The 20,209-nt window shown below is 65.3% G+C and carries 16 protein-coding genes and 1 tRNA gene; 5 read left to right on the top strand and 12 right to left on the bottom strand.

Features of this window, described 5'->3' with window-relative positions; all coding sequences use genetic code 11:
• Positions 1-152: 152 nt before the first annotated feature.
• The 4 genes from AABA84_RS05850 to AABA84_RS05835 form a co-directional block, all read right to left on the bottom strand.
• Entirely contained in the window at positions 153-1,802 is a 1,650-nt protein-coding gene (locus tag AABA84_RS05850; protein WP_212251814.1) for an ABC transporter ATP-binding protein, read from the bottom strand.
• 14 nt (positions 1,803-1,816) lie between these two features.
• A complete protein-coding gene (locus AABA84_RS05845; protein WP_212251580.1) occupies positions 1,817-2,704 on the bottom strand; it encodes an ABC transporter permease in 888 nt (295 codons plus the stop codon).
• 18 nt (positions 2,705-2,722) lie between these two features.
• Entirely contained in the window at positions 2,723-3,664 is a 942-nt protein-coding gene (locus tag AABA84_RS05840) for an ABC transporter permease (RefSeq protein WP_212251578.1), read from the bottom strand.
• A gap of 219 nt (positions 3,665-3,883) precedes the next feature.
• Complete coding sequence (locus tag AABA84_RS05835; protein WP_212251576.1) at positions 3,884-5,014, bottom strand: M20/M25/M40 family metallo-hydrolase; 1,131 nt, start codon at positions 5,012-5,014, stop codon at positions 3,884-3,886.
• Between the two features lie 269 nt (positions 5,015-5,283).
• On the opposite strand from AABA84_RS05835, the gene AABA84_RS05830 reads away from it, so the two are divergent.
• Positions 5,284-6,894: an ABC transporter substrate-binding protein gene (locus tag AABA84_RS05830; RefSeq protein WP_338306413.1), complete on the top strand. Its 1,611-nt coding sequence runs from the start codon at positions 5,284-5,286 to the stop codon at positions 6,892-6,894.
• Positions 6,895-7,127: 233 nt separating this feature from the next.
• The gene (locus tag AABA84_RS05825) at positions 7,128-8,723 is read left to right on the top strand and encodes a glycosyltransferase family 39 protein (RefSeq protein ID WP_338311627.1); all 1,596 of its coding nucleotides are present in this window, start codon (positions 7,128-7,130) and stop codon (positions 8,721-8,723) included.
• A 204-nt stretch (positions 8,724-8,927) separates the two neighbouring features.
• On the opposite strand, the gene AABA84_RS05820 is transcribed toward AABA84_RS05825, so the two are convergent.
• Positions 8,928-10,178 carry a multidrug effflux MFS transporter gene (locus tag AABA84_RS05820; protein ID WP_338311596.1) on the bottom strand — a complete coding sequence of 417 codons (1,251 nt, stop codon included), beginning with the start codon at positions 10,176-10,178 and terminating at the stop codon, positions 8,928-8,930.
• A 346-nt stretch (positions 10,179-10,524) separates the two neighbouring features.
• Here AABA84_RS05820 and AABA84_RS05815 point away from each other — a divergent pair, with 346 nt between their 5' ends.
• Positions 10,525-11,802 (top strand): hypothetical protein, encoded by a 1,278-nt coding sequence (locus tag AABA84_RS05815; protein WP_338311595.1) that lies wholly within the window; start codon positions 10,525-10,527, stop codon positions 11,800-11,802.
• Here AABA84_RS05815 and AABA84_RS05810 read toward each other — a convergent pair.
• The 5 genes from AABA84_RS05810 to AABA84_RS05790 all read right to left on the bottom strand — a co-directional run bounded on the left by AABA84_RS05810 (position 11,766) and on the right by AABA84_RS05790 (position 16,604).
• Complete coding sequence (locus tag AABA84_RS05810; RefSeq protein WP_338311594.1) at positions 11,766-12,569, bottom strand: class I SAM-dependent methyltransferase; 804 nt, start codon at positions 12,567-12,569, stop codon at positions 11,766-11,768. The two genes, AABA84_RS05815 and AABA84_RS05810, sit on opposite strands and share 37 nt — an antisense overlap.
• Positions 12,570-12,580: 11 nt before the next feature.
• Entirely contained in the window at positions 12,581-14,491 is a 1,911-nt protein-coding gene (asnB, locus tag AABA84_RS05805; RefSeq protein ID WP_338311593.1) for an asparagine synthase (glutamine-hydrolyzing), read from the bottom strand.
• Positions 14,492-14,513: 22 nt separating this feature from the next.
• Positions 14,514-15,380: a glycosyltransferase family 2 protein gene (locus AABA84_RS05800; protein WP_212251560.1), complete on the bottom strand. Its 867-nt coding sequence runs from the start codon at positions 15,378-15,380 to the stop codon at positions 14,514-14,516.
• On the bottom strand, positions 15,377-16,123 hold the full coding sequence (locus AABA84_RS05795; RefSeq protein ID WP_212251558.1) for a class I SAM-dependent methyltransferase: 747 nt from the start codon (positions 16,121-16,123) through the stop codon (positions 15,377-15,379). Before AABA84_RS05795 ends, AABA84_RS05800 begins: the two co-directional genes overlap by 4 nt.
• Positions 16,124-16,515: 392 nt before the next feature.
• A tRNA-Leu gene (locus tag AABA84_RS05790) sits at positions 16,516-16,604 on the bottom strand.
• Positions 16,605-16,777: 173 nt separating this feature from the next.
• On the opposite strand from AABA84_RS05790, the gene AABA84_RS05785 reads away from it, so the two are divergent.
• Entirely contained in the window at positions 16,778-17,206 is a 429-nt protein-coding gene (locus AABA84_RS05785) for a twin-arginine translocation pathway signal (protein WP_338311592.1), read from the top strand.
• A 25-nt stretch (positions 17,207-17,231) separates the two neighbouring features.
• Here the strand turns inward: AABA84_RS05785 and AABA84_RS05780 are convergent, their stop codons facing one another.
• Both AABA84_RS05780 and AABA84_RS05775 read right to left on the bottom strand, forming a co-directional pair.
• Positions 17,232-18,434 (bottom strand): FAD-dependent monooxygenase, encoded by a 1,203-nt coding sequence (locus tag AABA84_RS05780; RefSeq protein ID WP_338311591.1) that lies wholly within the window; start codon positions 18,432-18,434, stop codon positions 17,232-17,234.
• Between the two features lie 19 nt (positions 18,435-18,453).
• The gene (locus AABA84_RS05775; protein WP_007602543.1) at positions 18,454-18,699 is read right to left on the bottom strand and encodes a zinc-finger domain-containing protein; all 246 of its coding nucleotides are present in this window, start codon (positions 18,697-18,699) and stop codon (positions 18,454-18,456) included.
• A gap of 308 nt (positions 18,700-19,007) precedes the next feature.
• Between AABA84_RS05775 and AABA84_RS05770 the strand changes: the two genes are divergently transcribed.
• Positions 19,008-20,144 (top strand): hypothetical protein, encoded by a 1,137-nt coding sequence (locus AABA84_RS05770; RefSeq protein ID WP_212251553.1) that lies wholly within the window; start codon positions 19,008-19,010, stop codon positions 20,142-20,144.
• Positions 20,145-20,209: the final 65 nt, after the last annotated feature.

Here is a 20,209-nt window from a genome sequence, read left to right as displayed (position 1 = left end):
CTGCTCCGCCGTCATTCCGGGGCGCGCCCGCTTGGGCGCGAGCCCGGAATCCATCCGACAACAGACTCTGAGGCGCGATGGATTCTCAGGTGCGCAATTGCGCACCGGAGCTCATCGCTTCGCGATGCCCCGGATGACAGCGGTGAGTGTCGCTATGCCGTGGCCGCCACGCCCTCCGACACCGGCCGGAAGTTCGCAAAATCCCAGTCGCGCCCCGGCGCCGCGTCCAGCAGCGCCCTGGTGTAGGCCTCCTTCGGATGCGTCAGCACTTCGGCGGCCGGGCCCTGCTCGACGACGCGGCCGTGCTGCATCACCACGACCTCGTCGCAGATCTGTGCTGCGACACGCAAATCGTGGGTGATGAACAGGATGGCGATGCCGAGCCGCTTCTGGATCTCGTCGAAGAGTTCCAGCACCTGCGCCTGCACGGAGACGTCGAGCGCCGAGACGGCCTCGTCCGCGACCAGCACGTCCGGATCGAGCGCGAGCGCGCGGGCGATGGCGATACGCTGGCGTTGGCCGCCGGAGAACTGGTGCGGATAGCGCGAGACGGCATCGGCGGGAAGGCCGACCAGCTCGAGCAATTCGCGGGCGCGCTTCATCGCATCGGGATGCGCCACGCCGTAGTTGATCGGGCCTTCGGCGATGCTCTCGCCGACGGTGACGCGCGGGTTGAGCGAGCGGTAGGGATCCTGGAACACGATCTGGATCTTCTGCCGGTGCGGCTGCAGCAGGCGGCGCGAGATGTCGGCGATCTCGCGGCCGGCAAGGCGCACGCCGCCCGAGGTCGGATCGATCAGGCGAACGATGCAGCGCGCCACCGTCGACTTGCCGGAGCCGCTTTCGCCGACGATGCCGAGCGTGCGGCCCTTGCGCAGCGTCAGCGTTACCTTGTCGGCGGCGACGACCTCGCGTCCCTTGCCGAAGAACGCGCGCTCCTTGTAGACCTTGCTGAGCTCGTTGGCCTCGAGCACCACGGGCTCCTTGGTCTCGGGCCGCGCCGCGCGCGGCACCAGGCTCGGTACCGCCGAGAGCAGGTTGCGGGTATATTCCATGGTCGGATTGCGTAGCACGGTCTCGAGCGGGCCGGTCTCGACCAGGCGGCCCTGCCGCATCACCGCGACGCGGTCGGCGATCTCGGCGACCACGCCCATGTCATGGGTGATGAACAGCACCGCGGTGCCGTGATCGCGCTGGAGCTCTCTGATCAGGGACAAGATCTGCTTCTGCGTGGTGACGTCGAGCGCGGTGGTCGGCTCGTCGGCGATCAGCAGCTTCGGCTCCAGCACCAGCGCCATCGCGATCATGATGCGCTGGCGCTGGCCGCCGGAGAGGCGGTGCGGATAGGAGGCGAAGATGCGCTCGACCTGGGGCAGGTGGACCTGCTCCATCATGTCGAGAATGCGCTTCTTGCGCGCCCTGGCATCGAGCTTGGTGTGCGCGCGCAGCACCTCGTCGATCTGGCGGCCAACCGGCACCACCGGATTGAGCGCGGTCATCGGCTCCTGGAAGATCATCGCCATCTGCGTTGCACGCAGTTGCCGCAGGCGGCGGTCTGTCGCGGTCAGGATCTCCTCGCCGACCAGCTTGACGCTGCCGCCGGTCGGAACCAGCGTGCCCTTCGGCAGCAGGCCCATCGTGGTGAGCGAGGTCACCGACTTGCCGGAGCCGCTTTCGCCGACGAGGCACAGCGTCTCGCGCTCGCGGACCTGGATCGAGATGCCGTCGATGATCTTTGGCCCGCCCGGCTTCTTGCCGACGGACACGACGAGGTTGTTGATGTCGAGGACGGTGTTAGTCATCACTTGATCGGTCATCACTTGCCTTCCCGCTGCTTCATGCGCGGATCGAGCGCGTCGCGGGCGGCGTCGCCGATCAAATTGATGCTGAGGATGGCGATCGAGAGCAAAAGGCCCGGCCAGAAGATCAGCGACGGCTTGATCTGGAAGTACTGGCGGCCCTCGGCCATGATGTTGCCCCAGGTCGGCGTCTCCGGCGAGATGCCGGCGCCGAGGAAGGAGAGGATGGCCTCGGTGAGGATGGCGCTCGCGCAGATATAGGTGCCCTGGACGATCAGCGGGGCGACCGTGTTCGGCATCAGATGCCGCCACATGATCTTCGGCAACGACGAGCCGACCGAGATCGCCGCCTCGACATAAGGCTCCTCGCGCGCCGACAGCACGACCGAGCGGACCAGGCGGGCCACGCGCGGAATCTCGGGGATGGTGATCGCGATCAGCACGGTCCAGAGGCTGGCCCCGGACAGCGACACCACGGCGATCGCGAGCAGGATGCTCGGCATCGCCATCAGGCCGTCCATGACGCGCATCAGCACGGCATCGACCAGCTTGAAGAAGCCGGAGACGAGACCGATCGCAAGGCCGATGACGATCGACAGGATCGCCGAACCGATGCCGATCAGCAGCGAGATACGGCCGCCATAGAGGACGCGCGACGCCAGGTCACGGCCATAGGCGTCGGTGCCGAGCAGGAATTGCGCGGACGACGGCTTGAGCCGCTGCGACGGCGCGAGCTGGATCGGATCATGCGGCGCGATCAGCGGCGCGAGGATCGAGATCAGGATGATCAGCGCGAGCAGGACCGTTGCGGTGGCGATGATGGGCGTCGAGGTGAGGAAGCCGAAACGCGGCCTCAGCGGCGACGTGATCGGAATAGAGGACTGGGGAAGGGTATCGACCGACATTATGTTCTTGTCCTTGCCTCAGTACCGGATCCGGGGATCGAGCAGGGTGTAGGCGACGTCGATGAGAAGATTGACGACGACATAGATCAGCGACGTCAGCAGGATCATCGCCTGGATCACGGGATAATCGCGCGCCAGCACCGCATCCACGGTGAGGCGGCCGATGCCGGGGATGTTGAACACGCTCTCGGTGACGACGACGCCCGAAATCAGAAGCGCAAAGCCGGTGCCGATCACGGTGATGACGGGCACGGCGGCGTTGCGCAGCGCGTGGCGCATCATCACGGCGACCTCGTTGATGCCCTTGGCGCGCGCGGTGCGGACATAGTCCTCGCCCAGCACGTCGAGCATCGCCGCGCGCGTCATGCGTGCGATCAGCGCGATGTAGATGAAGGAGAGCGCGCAGGTCGGCAGGATCATGCGCTCGAAGAACGGCCCGAAGCCGGCGCTGATGCTCTTGAAGCCCTGCACCGGAACCCAGCGCAGCTCGATCGCGAAGACCTGGATCAGGATGTAGCCGACCACGAACACCGGCACCGAGAAGCCCAGCACCGACAGCCCCATCACGAAGCGGTCGATCCATGTGCCGTGCTTCCACGCCGCGATCACCCCCAAGGGAACAGCGACGATGACCGCGAGAACGATGGTTGACAGCGCGATCGAGATCGACGGCTCGACGCGCTGGCCGATCATCTTCATGACGGGCAGATTGGAGATCAGCGAAGTCCCGAGATCGCCGTGCAGCAGCTTGTTCACCCAGGTGATGAACTGCACGATCAAGGGCTCGTTGAGGCCGAGCGAGGTGCGGATGCGCTCGAGCCGTTCCGGCGTCGCGTTGTCGCCGGCGAGGATCGCGGCGGGATCGCCGGGGGTGAGGCGGAGCAGGAGGAAGACGAACAGCGCGACGACGCCCATCACGGGCACTGCGGCGAAGATTCGGCGAAGGAGATATCCGAGCAAGTTGGATCCGTCAGATTAGAGTTAATCGGCGGCAGCGGTCATAGCCTGTTCTGCCACCAGCCTAACATTTCAGCAATTCCCGTGCCATCAGGGCCACAGGTTTTGCAGTGCGGCCAGTATTTTGGGGCACCTCTTCGTGCGCGGCCAAGCAGAGCGTGCCCGCCGGACGAAATATGGCGTGCCGGGCGCACAGGCGTTTTGCGCGCCCGCCCAGTCTGATCAGTCTAGCGTCGCCAGCAGCCCCGCCATCAAGCGGCCGCGTTCGACCAGGCTCTCGACCTCGATATACTCCTCTAGCGTGTGGCCATTGCCACCACGCACGCCCAGGCCGTCGAGCGTCGGGATGCCCATCGCACCGGTGAAGTTGCCGTCGGAGCCGCCGCCGGAACTCGCATGCGGCAGTTCGGCGCCGAGCGACTTGGCGATGCCGCGCGCCTTCTCATACAGCGCCATGGTGCCGGCATCCGGCTCCCACACCGGCCGCGTCACGCCGCGCGTGACCTTGAAGGCGACGTCGTTGGCCGTGCCCGACAGCGCCAGCATCCGCTCGACCCCGCGGTCGAGATCTGCCTGCCGCTTGGCCATCGAGAGCGCTTCGCCGGTGGCGGTCGTGGCGACGCAATTGACCCATTGCCCGCCATGCACGACGCCGACCGAGAAGGTGCAGTCCTCCGTCGTCATGGCGTCGATGGCGAGGATCTGCCGCGCCATCTCGCGGATCGCCGAGCGTCCCGCCGACAGCGTCGCGCCGGCATGGCTCGGCCGGCCGGTCGCCTCGAGATTGAAGCGTGCGATGGCGTAACGTCCGGTGGTGACGCCGTTGTCGGCGCGGCCGGGCTCGGGCACCAGCACATATTTGTTGCGCGCGGCTTCCGCCTCGATGATGTCGCGCGTCGAGGGTGTGCCGACTTCCTCGTCCGGCGTGAACAGCACGGTGATCGGCAGCGGCGTGGTGAAGGATGCGCGCGCCAGCTGCCGGATCGCTTCCAGCGAGAGGTAGTTGCCGCCCTTCATGTCGTAGATGCCGGGGCCGTAGCACCTGTTGCCCTCGCGCCGCCATTTCAGCTTCTCGATGGTGCCGACCGGGTGGACGGTATCCATGTGGCCGGCGATCAGGATGCCGGGCTCGCCTTGCCTTGGATGCGGAAAGCGCGCGCGGATCACGCCGCCGAAGCCCTGCCGGCCGGCGATGCGCTCGATCGTCGCACCCATGATCGCCATATCCCGCGCTGCGATATCGAGCATGCGGTTTACGGCACCAGCGTCCCAGGTCGGGCTTTCGCATTCGACCCAGCCGCGCAGACCCTGGAGCATCGCCTCGGAATCGAAAGGAAGATTGGCTGGATTCATCTCAATGTCTCTCAAGCTTCGAAAGATGGAACGCGCATTGCATCGCCGCGAGGCGAGACGAGTGGAGAGTGTTGTAGAGCCAAACCGATCCTTGTGGAGCCCGTGCCTGCGCCGCCAGGGCCTGCAGCGAAACCGGATTGACGCGCTCGGCACTGTCTGCAAGTCTCGAAAGATAAAGGCATTGCATGAGGTTAGTTCGCCCAAGGAACGAGCCGCATGCTTAACCAATAACCTGCCTTTGAACAGTTTCACGTCAGGAGAAACTTTTTATGTTCCACTTCATGCGCCGGGGGCCTCGCGCGTTTGCCTCCAAACTTGCGCTGTCCGTCGTCGCGCTTTCGACGGCGCTTGCCTCGCCAGTGCTTGCAGCCGGCAAGACCATTACGGCGGTGATGCATTCGGATCTGCGCATCATCGATCCGATCTTCACCACGGCCTACATCACGCGTGACCATGGCTACATGGTCTACGACACGCTGGTGGCCCCCGATTCGAGCTTCAAGATCCAGCCGCAGATGGCGGACTGGAAGATCTCCGACGACAAGCTCACCTACACCTTCACGCTGCGCGACGGCCTGAAGTGGCATGACGGCGCACCGGTAACGGCGGAAGATTGCGTCGCTTCGCTGAAGCGCTGGGGCGCGGTCGACGGCATGGGCCAGAAGCTCCTGGACTTCACCGCGAGCATCGAGGCGACCGACGCCAAGACCATCACGCTGAAGCTGAAGGAGCCCTACGGCCTCGTGCTCGATTCCATCGGCAAGCCGTCCTCGCGCGTCGCCTTCATGATGCCGAAGCGCCTCGCCGAGACGCCGCCGGACAAGCAGATCCCCGAGCAGATCGGCTCGGGCCCGTTCAAGTTCGTGGCGTCGGAATTCCAGCCCGGCGTGAAGGCGGTCTACGTCAAGAACACCGACTATTTGCCGCGCAAGGAGCCGGCGAGCTGGACCTCCGGCGGCAAGGTGGCGAAGGTCGACCGCGTCGAATGGATCACCATGCCGGATTCGCAGACCGCAGTGAACGCGCTGCAGTCGGGCGACATCGACTTCATGGAGAACCTGCCCTACGACATGTTGCCGGTGCTGGAGGCGAACAAGGAGATCACCATCGAGGTCTCGAACAAGTTCGGCTTTCAGACGCTCGGCCGGATGAACTTCCTCTATCCGCCGTTCGACAACGTGAAGGTGCGACGTGCCGCTCTTCTGGCGATGAACCAGAAGGACGTTCTCGACGCGCTGGTCGGCAACGCCAAATACCAGAAGATCTGCGGCGCGTTCTTCGTGTGCGACACGCCGTTCGCGACCGATGTCGGCGCCGAAACCCTGATCAAGGGCAACGGCATGGCGGAAGCCAAGAAGGCGCTCGCCGAGTCCGGCTACGACGGCACCCCGGTCGTGGTCATGGCGCCCGGCGATGTCACCACGCTCAAGGCGCAGCCGATCGTTGCGGCTCAGCTGCTGCGCGAAGCCGGCTTCAAGGTCGACCTGCAAGCGACCGATTGGCAGACGGTGGTGAGCCGCCGTGCCAGCCAGAAGCCGCCGAAGGAGGGTGGCTGGAACATGTTCTTCACCAACTGGGTCGCGGCCGACGTCTCCAACCCGATCGCCAATCTCTCGATCGGCGGCCAGGGCAAGAAGGGCGGCTGGTTCGGCTGGGCGGAAGACCCCAAGATCGAGCAGCTCAAGGACGCCTTCGTCCGCGCGCCCTCGATCGACGAGCAGAAGAAGATCGCCGCCGACATTCAGAAGGAAGCCTATGAGCAGGTGATCTACATCCCGCTCGGGCAGTATCTGCTGCCGAGCGGCTGGCGCAAATCGCTGACCGGCGTGCTCGACGGCCCGGCGACCCCGCTGTTCTGGAACGTCGACAAGTCGGAGTAAGGGGAGGCGGATTCACGCAGCCCTTCGCTGTCTTCACCACGCGGCGCCGCTGTCATCAGCGGCGCCGCTGCCATTTGTCAGCCTCACGTCAGCTTGAAACGGTGAGGCTTTTAGCCTTTCCAGTTTCCAATCATTGCTATTTGTTTCAATCCTGAAATAGATGTGCCGTCCTTACGCATCACTTTCCCTTCCTCAGTTTGATTCCCGTGCCGATCGATTTTGCATTCCAGGCGATGGCCGAACGGTCCGATCGCGCGCCGGCGCGTTGGCGGCGGCCTTTCCTGCATTGGCTCGACGGCGTCGAGGCGGGATGGGCCGTGCCGCTTCTCATTGGCTGCTTCGTCGCGGTCTGGACGCTCTATCTGGTGATCGCCTATGCCGGCGGCGGCCTGCACCCCGATACGCTCGAGGCCTGGACGCTGGGGCAGCATTTCGCCTGGGGCTATCACAAGCATCCGCCCTTGACCGGCTGGATTGCCGCTAGCTGGACCTCTGTCTTCCCGCTCAGCGACTGGTCGTTGCAGTTGATGGCGATGGCCAATGCCGGGCTTGCGCTGATCTTCGTCGACCGGATCGCACGGCAATTCGTGACCGGGCATAAGCGCATCCTGGTGCTTTTGCTCCTGATGCTGACGCCGGTCTATCAATTCCACGCCCAGCGCTTCAACGCCAATTCGGTACTGCTGGCGGTCTGGCCGCTGGCGACCTGGTGCTTCCTGCGCGCCTTCGAGACGCGCGCCCCGCTGTGGGCGGTCGCCATGGGATGCACGACGGCGCTGGCGATGGTCGGCAAATATTATTCGATCTTTCTCGTCACGAGCTTCGCGTTTGCCGCGCTGGCGCACCCGGCGCGGCGCGCTTATTTCACCTCCGCTTCGCCCTGGATCTCGGTCGTCGTCGGGCTTGCGGCGCTGTCACCCCACATCTATTGGCTCGCGACGACGGGCGCGTCGACTTTCATCTACGCGCTGGCGCACGCAGGCGGCAACGCTGCGACCTCACTCGGCGAGGCGAGAAACTTTCTGTTGGGGCTGGCGGCGGCGATGAGCATCTCGGCCGTGTTCTGGGTGCTCGTCGCTGGAACGCGCTTGAAGCAGTTTCCGGCGGACCTCGCCGCAATGAGCCCGGGCCTGCGGCTTTTGCTCTACGTCACGATGGGCACGATCGTGCTGCCGGTGGCGACGTCGCTCGTGATGGGCACCGATCTGCCATCGCTGTGGGCGTTGCAGGGACTGTTCCTGTTCACCGTTCTCGTGGTCTGCGGCACAAGCTACCCGATCGAGCGCTTCTACACGGTCAACCTCACCGTGATCGTGGCCGGCGTCGCGCTCGCGGCCGTCCTGATCGCCGCGCCGATCCACGCCGTCTATCGCAACGATCACGGTTATGAGGAGGGCCGGAATCTCTACGCCCAGGCGGCCAGTGAATTGACGCGCGAGTGGCGCGAGCTGACTGGCGTGCCGCTGAGCGCCGTGAGTGGTGATGGTTCGCTGGCCTTTGCCACCGCGTTCTACAGCCCGGACCATCCGCGTAATGCGGGGCCCTTCGAGTACGATCAGACGTTGGGCTTGCCGCGCAAAACGCCGCTCGACCGCGGCTGGGCCGCGCTGTGTTTCCGCGACCAAGAGTCTTGCCATCGATGGATGGCGTGGGCGTCCTCGCAGACCGGACACTTCGTCAGGCGTGAGTTCACCGTGCGGGCCACCCTGTGGGGGCGGCCCGGTCTGACGCGAGAAGTGGTCGTTGTGATGGCGCGTCCCCGGGGAATGCGGATGATCCCCAAGAGCACCGCGGATGATTTCAGCGCCAGCCGGCGAGCGACCGAGTAGACGCCGCGCTCAGCAATGGCTGTCGCGCAGCTGCTCCAGCCCTTCGCTCGCAAAAGGCGTCGTCAACGCGGCCTGCCCGGGGCTTGACTGCGAACGTTCCGTCGTTTGTGGCTCAACGTCGCGGTGATCTTCGCGGTGTTCCAGTTCCATCGCAGCGGCCTTTCGAATTGCTGCACGACAACATAGAGGCCGCCGGGAAGTTCCTTAACCGATCGGGCGATGATGCGGCTTGAACAGCCGGCCCTTTTCCGCCACCAGCACGATCGCGAGCGCAGCAAGCGTCGACAGGAAGAAGCCGACCGAGAACGGCAGCAGCGTGCCGTCGAAGCTCTGTCCGATCGCCATGCCGACCACGATTCCGATCAGCGTCGTGATCGAGCCGTAGAGCGAGGAGGCGGTGCCGGCGATGTGGCCCTGCGGCTCCATGGCGAGCGCGGTGAAGTTGGCAACCATCATGCCGAACGAGAACATCATCAGGGCCGAGAGCACCATGAACAGGGCAAGCGGCAGGACGCCGAGCATTTCCGTCAGCAGCATCACGGCGGCGACGATGGTGTAGAGCGTCAGCGCGCCATGCGAGATCACGCGCATGCCGAGCCGCCCGACCAGCCTCGCATTGAGGAAGCCGGCGACGGCTGTGCCGGCTGCAATCGCGGCGAAGGCGAGCGGGAAATAATGGCCGAGGTGATAGACGCCGGTGAAGACCTGCTGGGCGCAGAAGACATAGGCAAACAGCGCGCCGATGACGCTGCCGGCGGCCGTGGCATAGCCGATGGTCTGGCGGTTGGTCAGGGTCTGCCGGAACGCCGAGAGCACGTCGGCGGGCGCGAGCGACCGGCGCTCGGACTCGGGAAGGGTTTCAGGCAGCCGCAGCACGCACCATGCGAGCGCGAGCAGGCCGTACAGCATCAGCACCACGAAGATGCCGCGCCACGCCGTCACCAGCAGCACCGCCTGTCCGAACGAGGGGGCGATCACGGGCACCGCGATGAACACCATCATGGCGAGCGACATGACGCTCGCCATGCGGCGGCCGACATAGCAATCGCGCACGATCGAGGTCGCGATCACGCGCGTCGCCGAGGTGCCGAGCCCCTGCAGCGCGCGCGCCAGCAGCAGCGTCTCGAACGAGGGCGCCGCGACCGCCAGCACGCTCGCCACCGCATAGACCGCCATGCCGCCGAGCAGCACCGGGCGGCGGCCAAAACGGTCCGACAGCGGGCCCATGACGAACTGACCGGCGCCGAAACCGATCAGGAAGGTCGACAGCACCAGCTGGAGATGGTTGGCGACGGGAATGTTGAAGGCTGCCCCGATATTGGGCAGTGCGGGCAGCATCATGTCCATCGCAAGCGGATTGAGCGCCATGATGGACGCGATCACGATGACGAATTCTGGAAATCCCATCGGGCGGTGTCCCGAGGACACCCAATCGTCGGCATTGACGTCAGACAAGAAGCTCACCTCTGAAATTGAGCGACTTTATCCATCGGCCATGCTGCGTTGCACAACCCATGTTTCGGGATGGCTGGCAGGCGGGGGAGGGGCGGACAAGAATTGGTGAGGGAGCCCCCGCGAGCCCCTGCTATGGCCCGGAAACCAGTGATTCACCATCCCTCCCTAAAGATCGGCGCCAGGCGAGGCAGGCCGGCCCGGCGGGATGAAACGGAAACGCCTCCTGTCCACTGTGGCGGCCGATCAATGGGGCGCCGCGCTGGCGCCGAGAGAACCAGGCCAGACAAGGTGTCCGATTGTGTCTGATGTCACCGGTACAGCACGATGGTTGGAGCCCTCGGCCGACATGGCTTCGAGGCGAAACGTCTGGCTTGCCTGTCTGATCGCACTGTCCGCGCTTTTGGTGTTCGGCAATCTCGCCAACGACGCCGTGCTCGATGTGAGATATGGCTGGGACACCCGCGTCAATTGCGCGGCGGTGGATGCCTATGCCGGCGGACTCGATCCCTACTTCGTCAAGAACCTGAAGGGCACCAAGCTCTCTTATCCCTACCTGCCGGTGACGCTGGAGGCCTTCCGTCCCTTCTGCGCGGGCGGCATTCTGGTCGCTCATTACAAAACTATCTTTCCCGTCCTTGCCGTGCTCTGCGGCCTCCTCTTGCCAGGTCTCGGCCGAACGCGCCCGAGCGCTCGCGACGTTGGGCTCAGGGTGCTCTGCGCGCTCGGCGCATTCGTCGGTTTCGAATGGGTCCAGGCGTCCGGCAATTTCGCGATCCTGAGCGGCGTGCTGACCGCGATCGCGCTGAGGCTCCTGCTTTCTCTGCCCGCATCCGGTCCGTCGGAGGACCGCAGCTTTCCGTCGCGCCTCGCCGGCGCTGCGCTGCTCGGTCTCGTGGTGTCGTTCAAGCTGGTGTTCTTTCCCGTGCTGGGCGCGCTCTATTTCCTGCCGCTGCCGCGCGGCCGCAAGCTGACGCTGATCGCGATGGCGGTGTTCAGCTTCGCCTTGCCGATCCTGATATCGCGGCTGGCATACCCCGATCTGTTCGCGAGCTGGCAGCTTGCGATGGCCGGAAAGATTCCGGACCAGCACCTCGTCGAGCTCTTCGAGAGCAATCCGTCCCTGCTGCTGCTGGCGCGGGATCTGATGGGCCATGTGGGCCTGATCGATAGCAAGCCGGCGATCTTCGCAACATACGCATTCGCCGCGACCGCATTGGTGCTCGTGCCGTTCGTCCTGTCCATCCTGCGCTTGATCGGGAGCCGGCCGGCGCACGAGGGAGGTTCGCTGCTCGCGCGACTGGATCGCTGGCTGATGGATCACCCCCACGTCGCGATGCGCATCACGGTGCTGGCCATGTTTGCGCTCTATCTCAGCTCGCCGCGCCTGAAGGAATATGCCTTCTTCGAGCTCGCGCTCTATGCCGCGATCCTGCTGGTCGATCTTCCGGCCACGGCACTCGCCGCCGCGCTCACCGTCGGTCTCCTGATGCCCTCATTGATCTCCGTTGCGGGGACTCCCCTCGAGGACAGTTTCATCCTGCTCTTCAGCGCGCTGATGTTCTTCTGGGTGCTGCTGCTCGACGCCCGTCATGCGAGCCGTGTGCCGGACACGGTCCAGCTATAGCCGTGGCGGTGGTAGAGCCTGACATCCCCGAATCCGCCATTCGACAGCAGCGCCTCCGCTTCGGCGCGCGTGTAGTATTTCGCGTAGGCGGGATTGAGCTGGTCGTAGATGGTCAAGCGGCGAACGCTGCGCGGAAACTTCGCCAGCACCGAACGCATGTAGGACCGCATCGGTAGCGGCAATATCCGGCACAGCCCGATATAGGCCGTCAGTGCCCATTCCAGACCATGCGACAGCACCACCAGCAGCCGGTGCGGCAGCAGCACGGTGAGCTTGCGCAGCGGGATCGCGAGCGACAGATAGGTCTCGTTGCCTTCGTAGCCGTAGAGCCAGACGATGCAGCGCCCGCCGGGGCGCAAGGCATCATAGGCCGCGCGAACCACCGGCGCCGGTTCGGGGATGTGATGCAGCACCCCCATCGAAACCACATAGTCGAGCCCGAGATCGGGCGGCAACCGGTCGCCGGGCGCCTGCAGATAGTCGACGCGCTCCGCGCGCGCCGCCGTGTTGTCCTTCAGGACCAGCATGGCATCGGAGGGCTCGACCGCGACGACACGATCGGCCCCGGCATCGAGCAGCATGTTGACGATGCGCCCCGTGCCGCTCCCGATATCGGCGATCCGCTTGCCCTCGACCTCGTCGAGGGAAAGCAACGGACCGAACAGATCGGCGAGCAGGTCCGCCGAGCCGTAATAGCCGGGATTTTCGCGGAATGCGGTCCATTGCTCGCCGAAATCGTTGATCGTTTGGTCCTTCAGGTCCGGCATGCGCCTGCTCCCTAGGCTCGGCGCGGCGAGGGGGCCGCAAGCCCCGTCAACCAGATGCCCAGCGTCAGGATCGGCCACAGCGCGAACGCATTGTCGCTCCTGGCTTCGCGATGCGCATTCCATAGCAGCCGGATCGCCTCCGGTTTCAGGAAGGGCGCAAAAACGTCAGCCTCGCGGCCGAGCACCCGATCGCAGATCGGCCGCAGCCCACCGCGTCGCATCAGTTGAGCGATCGGCACGTTGAAGCCGCGCTTGCGCGACCATGCGGCCTCACCCGGCATGCCCAGTCGCTCGGCGAGCTTGCGCAGCACATATTTCGGCGCCCCCTTGGGCCAGGGATTGAGCAGCGAGACATCGAGACTGCCGGCGAGGTCCATGACCCGTCGGTCCAGGATCGGCACGCGCACTTCGAGACCATGCGCCATGCTCATGGCATCGACCTTGGTGAGGACGCTTTGCAGATGGAAGCGCTGGTCAGCGATCAGCGCCCGATCCAGCAAATTGTCATGCGGCTCCGAGTAATATTCGGCGTATTCCGCGAACGGATCGGTCGATGCAAGATCGGCCATCGCGCGATCATAGATCCTCTCGGCGAGAAAGCGGGGAACGAGCCGCCGCCATTGCAGATGAGGGCTGTTGCCGGCTTCACCCAACCCGAGTGCAAAGCGGGCGAGTTGCGCCGCGGCCGGAAGCCGCTTCTCGTTGCCGCGCACCGACGCATAGGCGAGGCGCCCGGTCAGGCCGGCAAGGCCGCGCGGGACGAAATGGCGCGCGCGCTCCGCCATCATGGTCGCGGCATAGGTTTCATATCCGGCGAAGAATTCGTCGCCGCCGTCGCCGGACAGGACCACCGTGGAATGCCGGCGGACCGCGCCAGCCAGATGATAGAAGCCGAGCGCGCCCGTGTCGGCGCATTGGCCGTCGAAATGATAGACCACCGCCCGCAGCGCCGCCTCGGCATCCTCGCCCGCTTCCCCGTCGATGACGTTGAGCGAGAGGCCGGCGGCGGTGGCGATCTGCTGCGCCACCGCGGTTTCGTCATGGCTTTTCTCGGTGAAGCCGGCCGTGAACAGCGGCGGCTTCAAGCCGAGCCGGCCGAGCGTGAGGCTGATCAGCGAACTGTCGATGCCGCCGCTCTGCAGCACGGCGAGCGGCACGTCGCTCACCATCTGGCTCTTCACCACGGTCTCGATCGTCGATTGCAGCCGGACAATGGCTTCGTCGAGGTCGCGGATCACGGGCGCGCGCACCGGCCGCCAGAAGCGTCGCTCGGTCCGCTCGCGGTCGGTGAATCCGATCATCGTGCCGGGCGGGAGCTGCTTGATGTCCTGGTACAGGCTCTGTCGCGTTCCTGGATGGCCTGCGGCGAGATAGGTATGCAGGGCCACCGAGTCGATCCGCGCGGCGACGTCTCCGCTCGCCGTAAGTCCCTTGATCTCGCTTGCGAACAGGACGCTGCTGCTGCTTTCGGAATAATAGAGCGGCTTGATCCCGATGCCGTCGCGCGCCAGGATCAGACGGCGCTCCTGCCGATCCCACAGGCCGATCGCGAAAAAACCCTCCAGGCGTTCGAACATCGCCTCACCCCAGGCGAGATAGGCGTAAGGGAGGATTTCGGTGTCGCAGGTGCTGCGAAAGCGGACGCCGAACGATCGCTCGAGCTCGCTGCGCAACTCGTGATCGTTGTAGATCTCTCCGTTGTAGGTGACGACGATGCGCTCCGAGGCATCGAGCATCGGCTGGCGACCGGCATCGGAGAGATCGCGGATGGCGAGCCGGCGATGGGCAAGGCCGACAGGGCCGTCCAGCCAGGTGCTCCCGCCGTCCGGCCCGCGGTGGACCAGTGCTGCCGACATCGCCGCAACCGCGCGGCCGTCGGCGGGCCGGCCGTCACGATGAAAGATGCCCGCTATGCCGCACATCGCGTTCCCTTGCCGCGGGAGGTCATGGTCGCTGATTCATGATCTGCTTCAGCAGCACCGCGAGCAGTCCCATGGCGACGACGAGAATGCTGAGCAGGATCGCGCCGACGCCGAGGACAAAGGCGCTGACGAGCTGCAGGATGATCCCGCCGATCAGTGAGACCAGCGCGAGCGCCATGCACATCATTGCCAGCAGAACGAAGATCTTCAGCGGATTGTAGTAGGTGCAGGCCTCCAGGACGTATTGCAGGGTCCGAATGGAGTCGCGGAACAGGTTCACCTTGGAGCGGCCGATGCGCTCCTTGTAATCGATGTCGATGTAGTCGACGAACTTCGCGTTCATCATGTAGGCGAGCGTCAGCGACGTCGTGAAGCTGAAGAGGTCGCTGACATGCTCGAAATAGGAGATCGCGACCTGCCGGCCGAACACGCGCAGGCCGGAATTGATGTCGGGGATCTCGCGGTTTGCGGTGAATTCGACGATCGCCTTGAGGATGGCGCGTAGCGGCGACTTCAGCCTCGACTCGCGGTAGTTGGGCCCGGTCCTGGCGCCGACGACCATGTCGAAACCCTGCTTGAAGCGCGCGACCAGCGCCGGGATCGCCTCCATCGGGTAGGAGCCATCCGCATCGCTGATGACGATCATGTCGTAGGATGCAGCGCGAATTCCGTCCTTCAGCGAGCGGCCATAGCCGATGTTGTGAGGATGCCTGAGCACCTTTGCACCCGCCTGTTCGGCGAGCTCGCCGGTGCCGTCGGCCGAACCGTCGTCGACGATGATGATCTCATACGGAGTGAGCTGAGCGCCGTCGAGAGCCGCCTTGGCTCGATCAATGGTTTCGACGATGCCGTTGCGCTCGTTGAGCGCGGGAATGACGACTGAAATCATAAGCGGCGTGCAATGCAGGTGACGGATTGCCCAAAGAAGCTTCGCGAGAGCGGATCGAGCGCCCGCGACAGCGGCACGGCATATTTGTCGAACAGGGCGATCTGCCCGTTGACGGCGGCATCGTTCAGCGACTGGTGTCGCTTCAGGCGATTGGCAAGCCACCCAAGCCCGCCGATCGGATTGAAGTAGTTCAGCCGAACCAGCTCGACCGGTTGATCGGCGAGCAGCTTGGCGAGGCGCGCCGTGGTGTAGCGGCGGCAGTGTCCCGCCAGGCGATCGAGATCGTTGTAGAGCAGCATCAGGGCGGGAACGCTGATCAGGAGATGGCCTCCGGGCTTGAGCACCTGCACCAGGTTGGCAACCGCCGTGGCGTCATCCTCGATATGTTCGAGCACGTTGATGGTGAAGACCGCATCGACGCCTTGGGGAAACAGGGAACTCAGCTGATCGCGGACCAGAATGTCGCAGACGGCGAACTTGCGATCGGGCATCGCCTTGGCGGCACGTTCGACGCTTTCGCGGTCGTGGTCCACGCCGCAATAATCGCCAAGCTCTCCGAGCACTCTGCTGTAGAGCCCATGCCCGAACCCGACCTCGACGATGTCACCTTTCAGGTAGGGGCGGAACTGGTCGATGACCCAGTTCATGTAGTTCTGCGCGTCGGCGATCGCGCTCGAATACGTATCGGCCCCGACTTTCAGGCCTTCCGTCGTGGACTGGGCGGGAAAGGAGGTTTGAGCCATGGAGCCTGCGCCTTGTTCTGGCCCGGGTTAGCAGCGAGCGCCGCATTTCTCAAGGACATGTGAGGCACAATCGCCTTAAAGTTGACGGCTCTTGCGACAGGAGCCTGACGCGCTCCAACGAGCGCCCGATGCGCTGAAATCCCGCCTCGATCATCGATCGGATATCGTCGCTTGCTTTCGACGAAGCGGCTGCTTGGACTCGGAAGAGGGCGATCTTCAGATGCCGAAGCCGAGCAACAAAGCTCTCGGGCAGATCGAGACGTCACCGGACACGTTCGATCATCGTTTGGCTGAAGCGGGCGGCCGGCCGCGTTGACCAGTGGCCCGGCGCGCGTCGCGGCTTGCAAGCCTGTTTTCCGGAGGCGGCGGCCGCGCGGGAGCATCAAATCTCGTGGTGCGGGCAGCCGGGGTCGAACCGGCACAGCGCTTGCGCACCGAGGGATTTTAAGTCCCTTGCGTCTACCAATTCCGCCATGCCCGCTTGATCCAACGAGATCAAACACTTAAGTCCATCCCCGGGCGTCTGGAATTGGTGACTTTGCGTTAGCCGGGGACGTTCTTCCTTAAGCGAGCCGGGCGCACAAGGCAAAGCCTCAATCCGGACATCTGTTGTTGCTTTAGGCATTCTCAATCCACGGGGACTATTCATCCGGCATGGCTGCTTCGTTTTCCACTTCGCCGCGCGGCTTCGGCGCGCTCCTCGCGCTGCTTGCGGCCGGCGCCGCGCTGTCCGGCTGCGCCGGCATGAGCGAGACGGTCGCGCCGGCCTTTGCCGATCCCGCCAAATACGAATTGTACGACTGCAAGCAGCTGGAGGCTGAGCGCAAGTCGCTCGCCAAACGCACTGACGATTTGCGGGGGCTGATGGAGAAGGCCGAGACCGGGACCGGTGGCGCCGTGGTGTCCGAGCTCGCCTATCGCAACGACTATGTTGCCGTACGCGGGTCGGCGCAAATGGCCGAGGACGCCTGGCGCCGCAACAAGTGCCGGGAAACGCCGCCGGAGGCGACCCCGCCTGCCACGCAATTGTCGCCTGCGGCGACTGCCAAGCCCGCTTCGAAATCCGGGAAAACGGCCCGCTGAGGCGCGGCGCCGGCGGCGCTTCGCATCAGGGCCGCCAGCCGTAGATCCAGTCCTGCCGCGCCAGCATGCGGTCCGGGCCGAGCGCGCGGATCGCAAGATCGCGTGCGGCCGCAAGCGGTCCGCTGAGATGATAGATGCGGCCCTGCTGCCGCGCGGTCCGCTGCACCCGCCGCACCCGCGCCTGACGGGCACGGCCGTACTGCGTCAGCGCCGCACTGACGCCCGCCGTGCTCTCGGCGGCCTCAGGGCTCAGGTGCCGGGCGAGCACCGCGGCATCCTCGATCGCCATGCCGGCGCCCTGGGCTGCAAAAGGCAGCATCGCATGCACGGCGTCGCCGAGCAGCGCCACCGGACCTTTGCTCCAGGGGCAGCCGTCGGGCACGCCGAACAGCGCCCATTTCCGCCAGCTGTCGACCGTGGCGAGCATCATGCGCGCCGAGGCGGGCCAGCGTGGGCCGGCAAAGGCGTCCATCACCTCGAGGGGATCGCCGGGCGTGCTCCAGCCCGGCCTGTTCCAGGTGCCCGGCAGCACCGCCACCACGTTGATCTGGCGTCCGCCCGCGATCGGATAGGCGACGAGATGGGCATTCGGCCCCATCCACAGCTGCACCCGGCGCGCGGTGTAATCCTTCGGCAGCTGCGTGGCATCCAGCGTGCCGCGCCAGGCGATCAGCCCGGAGAAGCGCGGCTGCACCTCGGGAAACAGATGCTGGCGGACCGTCGACCAGATCCCGTCGGCGCCGATCAGCGCGCTGGCGAGATCGCTGCGGCGGATCGTGCCGCTGCGATGGACGACGGTCAGCCCCTTGGCATGAGGCGCGACGTCTTCGAAGGTCGCACCTAGCTTCAGGTCGATGTCGGGATGGTCGGAGACCGCACCGGCCAGCGCGGATTGCAGGTCGGCGCGGTGCACCACCCAATAGGGGGCGCCGGCCCGCAGCGAAGCGGCTTCACCGAGCGGCATGCGCAGCAGCTCGCCGCCGGCCCGCGCGCTCATGATCGAGACCGCCTCCGGCGTGACGGCGCGCAGCTTGAGGCGCTCGGTGAGGCCAAGCTCGACCAGCACGCGGCTGGCATTGGGGGAGAGTTGCAGGCCGGCGCCGACTTCCTCGAGCCGCTCGGCCTTTTCCAGCACGACGATGCGAAAGCCGCGGGCCGCGAGCGCCAGCGCGGCCGTCAGTCCACCGATGCCGGCACCGGCGATGACAATCGTGCGGGAGAGCGCCACCCCTGACCGATGGAAGCGGTCAGGCCACCTTGTCCTTCAGGACGCATTCCGGCGGGCGGGCTTCGCCCGCCTTCAGGTCGGCCGCGAAGCGGTACAGCGTCGAGCAGTAGGGGCAGATGATCTCGTTGTCGTTGCCGAGGTCGAGGAAGACGTGCGGATGGTCGAACGGAGGGTTGGCGCCCACGCACATGAACTCTTGCGAGCCGATCTCGATGACGGGGACACCGGCATCGTTATGGAAGTGCGGGACGACATGGTCGGACATCGTAACTCATCCTGGAGTGGCAATGGCGGCAGACACAATCAAAAACTGACGCGGCATCTTTAAGGCGCCGCGGACCATACTGGCGGGTGTAGATGATTGCTAGTCCAGCGGAACCGAAAGGTTCGCAATTGCCCCATGCTCATTTGCTCATGCAAATTCGACACAATCTTAAGGCCTGAGAGAAGCCCTTCTTTCGTCGGGGACGTTGTGTCGCAATTTTGGCATACTATGTCTTTGGACGAGCGAATTTGCGACGAAAGACGAATCATCAGGCGCAAACGGTCCAAGGGACTGCCCGGGTTTTCCACATGAAGTGGCTGCGAATCAGCACAGCGTTGACCGGTATCGCGGCGTGCAGCTTTCTGCTCGCGCAGGTAGCGCCGCATGCCCGTGAGGCCGGCGCCATCCTCGCCGCCCAGGATGATCCGGCCGTGCTCTCCGAGCTGAAGCTCGATGCATTGCTGCGGCAGAACGACCACCTGGTCCAGGACAACATCGAGGCCGCGCTCGCCGCCGGCGATGCCGATCTCGCCGACAGTTTCGTCGTGCTCGCGCGTGACCGCAACATCGCGCTGCCCGACGACCTTCTGAGCCGCGTCAATGACGCGGTCAAAGCCGAAAGCTCCACCTCGCATTTCGCCAAACGGTTCGCCACCGGCCTCGTCACCGGCAATGCCGACGATGTCGCAAGCCTCTCCGGGACGGTGGCCGGCGACCTCTTCGTGATCGGCGACGTCAGGGACGTGGTGCGCGAGGGCAAGCATCTTGCCATGGGCGAGGACACCGATCGTCTCGTGCTCGGGCTTGCGGCCGCGGGCCTTGCGGTGACGGCGGCAACTTACGTGTCGGTCGGTGGCGCGGCGCCGGTGCGCGCCGGACTGACGCTGGTGAAGGATGCGCGCAAAGTCGGGCGGCTCGGCGAGGGGCTCGCCGTCTGGGCCGGCCGTTCGGCGCGCGACGTCGTCGACACGCCGGCGTTGCGCAATGCGGTGGTATCAGGCTCGGTGCTGCGGCCGGGCGAGACCGTCAGCGCCATCAAGGCCGCGTTCCGGGCCGAGAAGGCCGGTGCGCTGGTCCGGCTCGGCAAGGACGTCACGCGCGTCGCCGAAAAGACCGGCACGCGCGGGGCGATGGATACGCTGCGGATCGCCGAAGGTCCGAAGGACGTCGCGCGAGCGGCGCGGCTTGCCGAAGCGCAAGGCGGCAAGACGCGCGCGATCGTGAAGCTGCTCGGCCGCGGCGCGTTGCTGCTGATCGGCGGCGCGTTCGATCTGGCGCTGTGGCTGCTCAGTGCGGCGCTGACGCTGTTCGGCCTTCTCTCCTCCATCAAGGCGACCACCGAGCGCCTCACCCAGGCCTGGTGCGATCGCAAACGGGCGCGGCGGCTTCGCCGTGCCCAGATCGCAGCCGAGGCTGCTCTGGCAAACGCGGCCGTCACGGCCTGAGGCGCGCGGCGCTTCAGGCTATTGTTTGAGCATGATGTTGCCCGAAAACCGCTGCACGCTTTGCC

Source organism: Bradyrhizobium sp. TM239 (assembly GCF_036247985.1).
Classification (GTDB): Bacteria; Pseudomonadota; Alphaproteobacteria; order Rhizobiales; family Xanthobacteraceae; genus Bradyrhizobium; species Bradyrhizobium ottawaense.
This window is presented reverse-complemented; position numbering and strand designations above follow the sequence as displayed.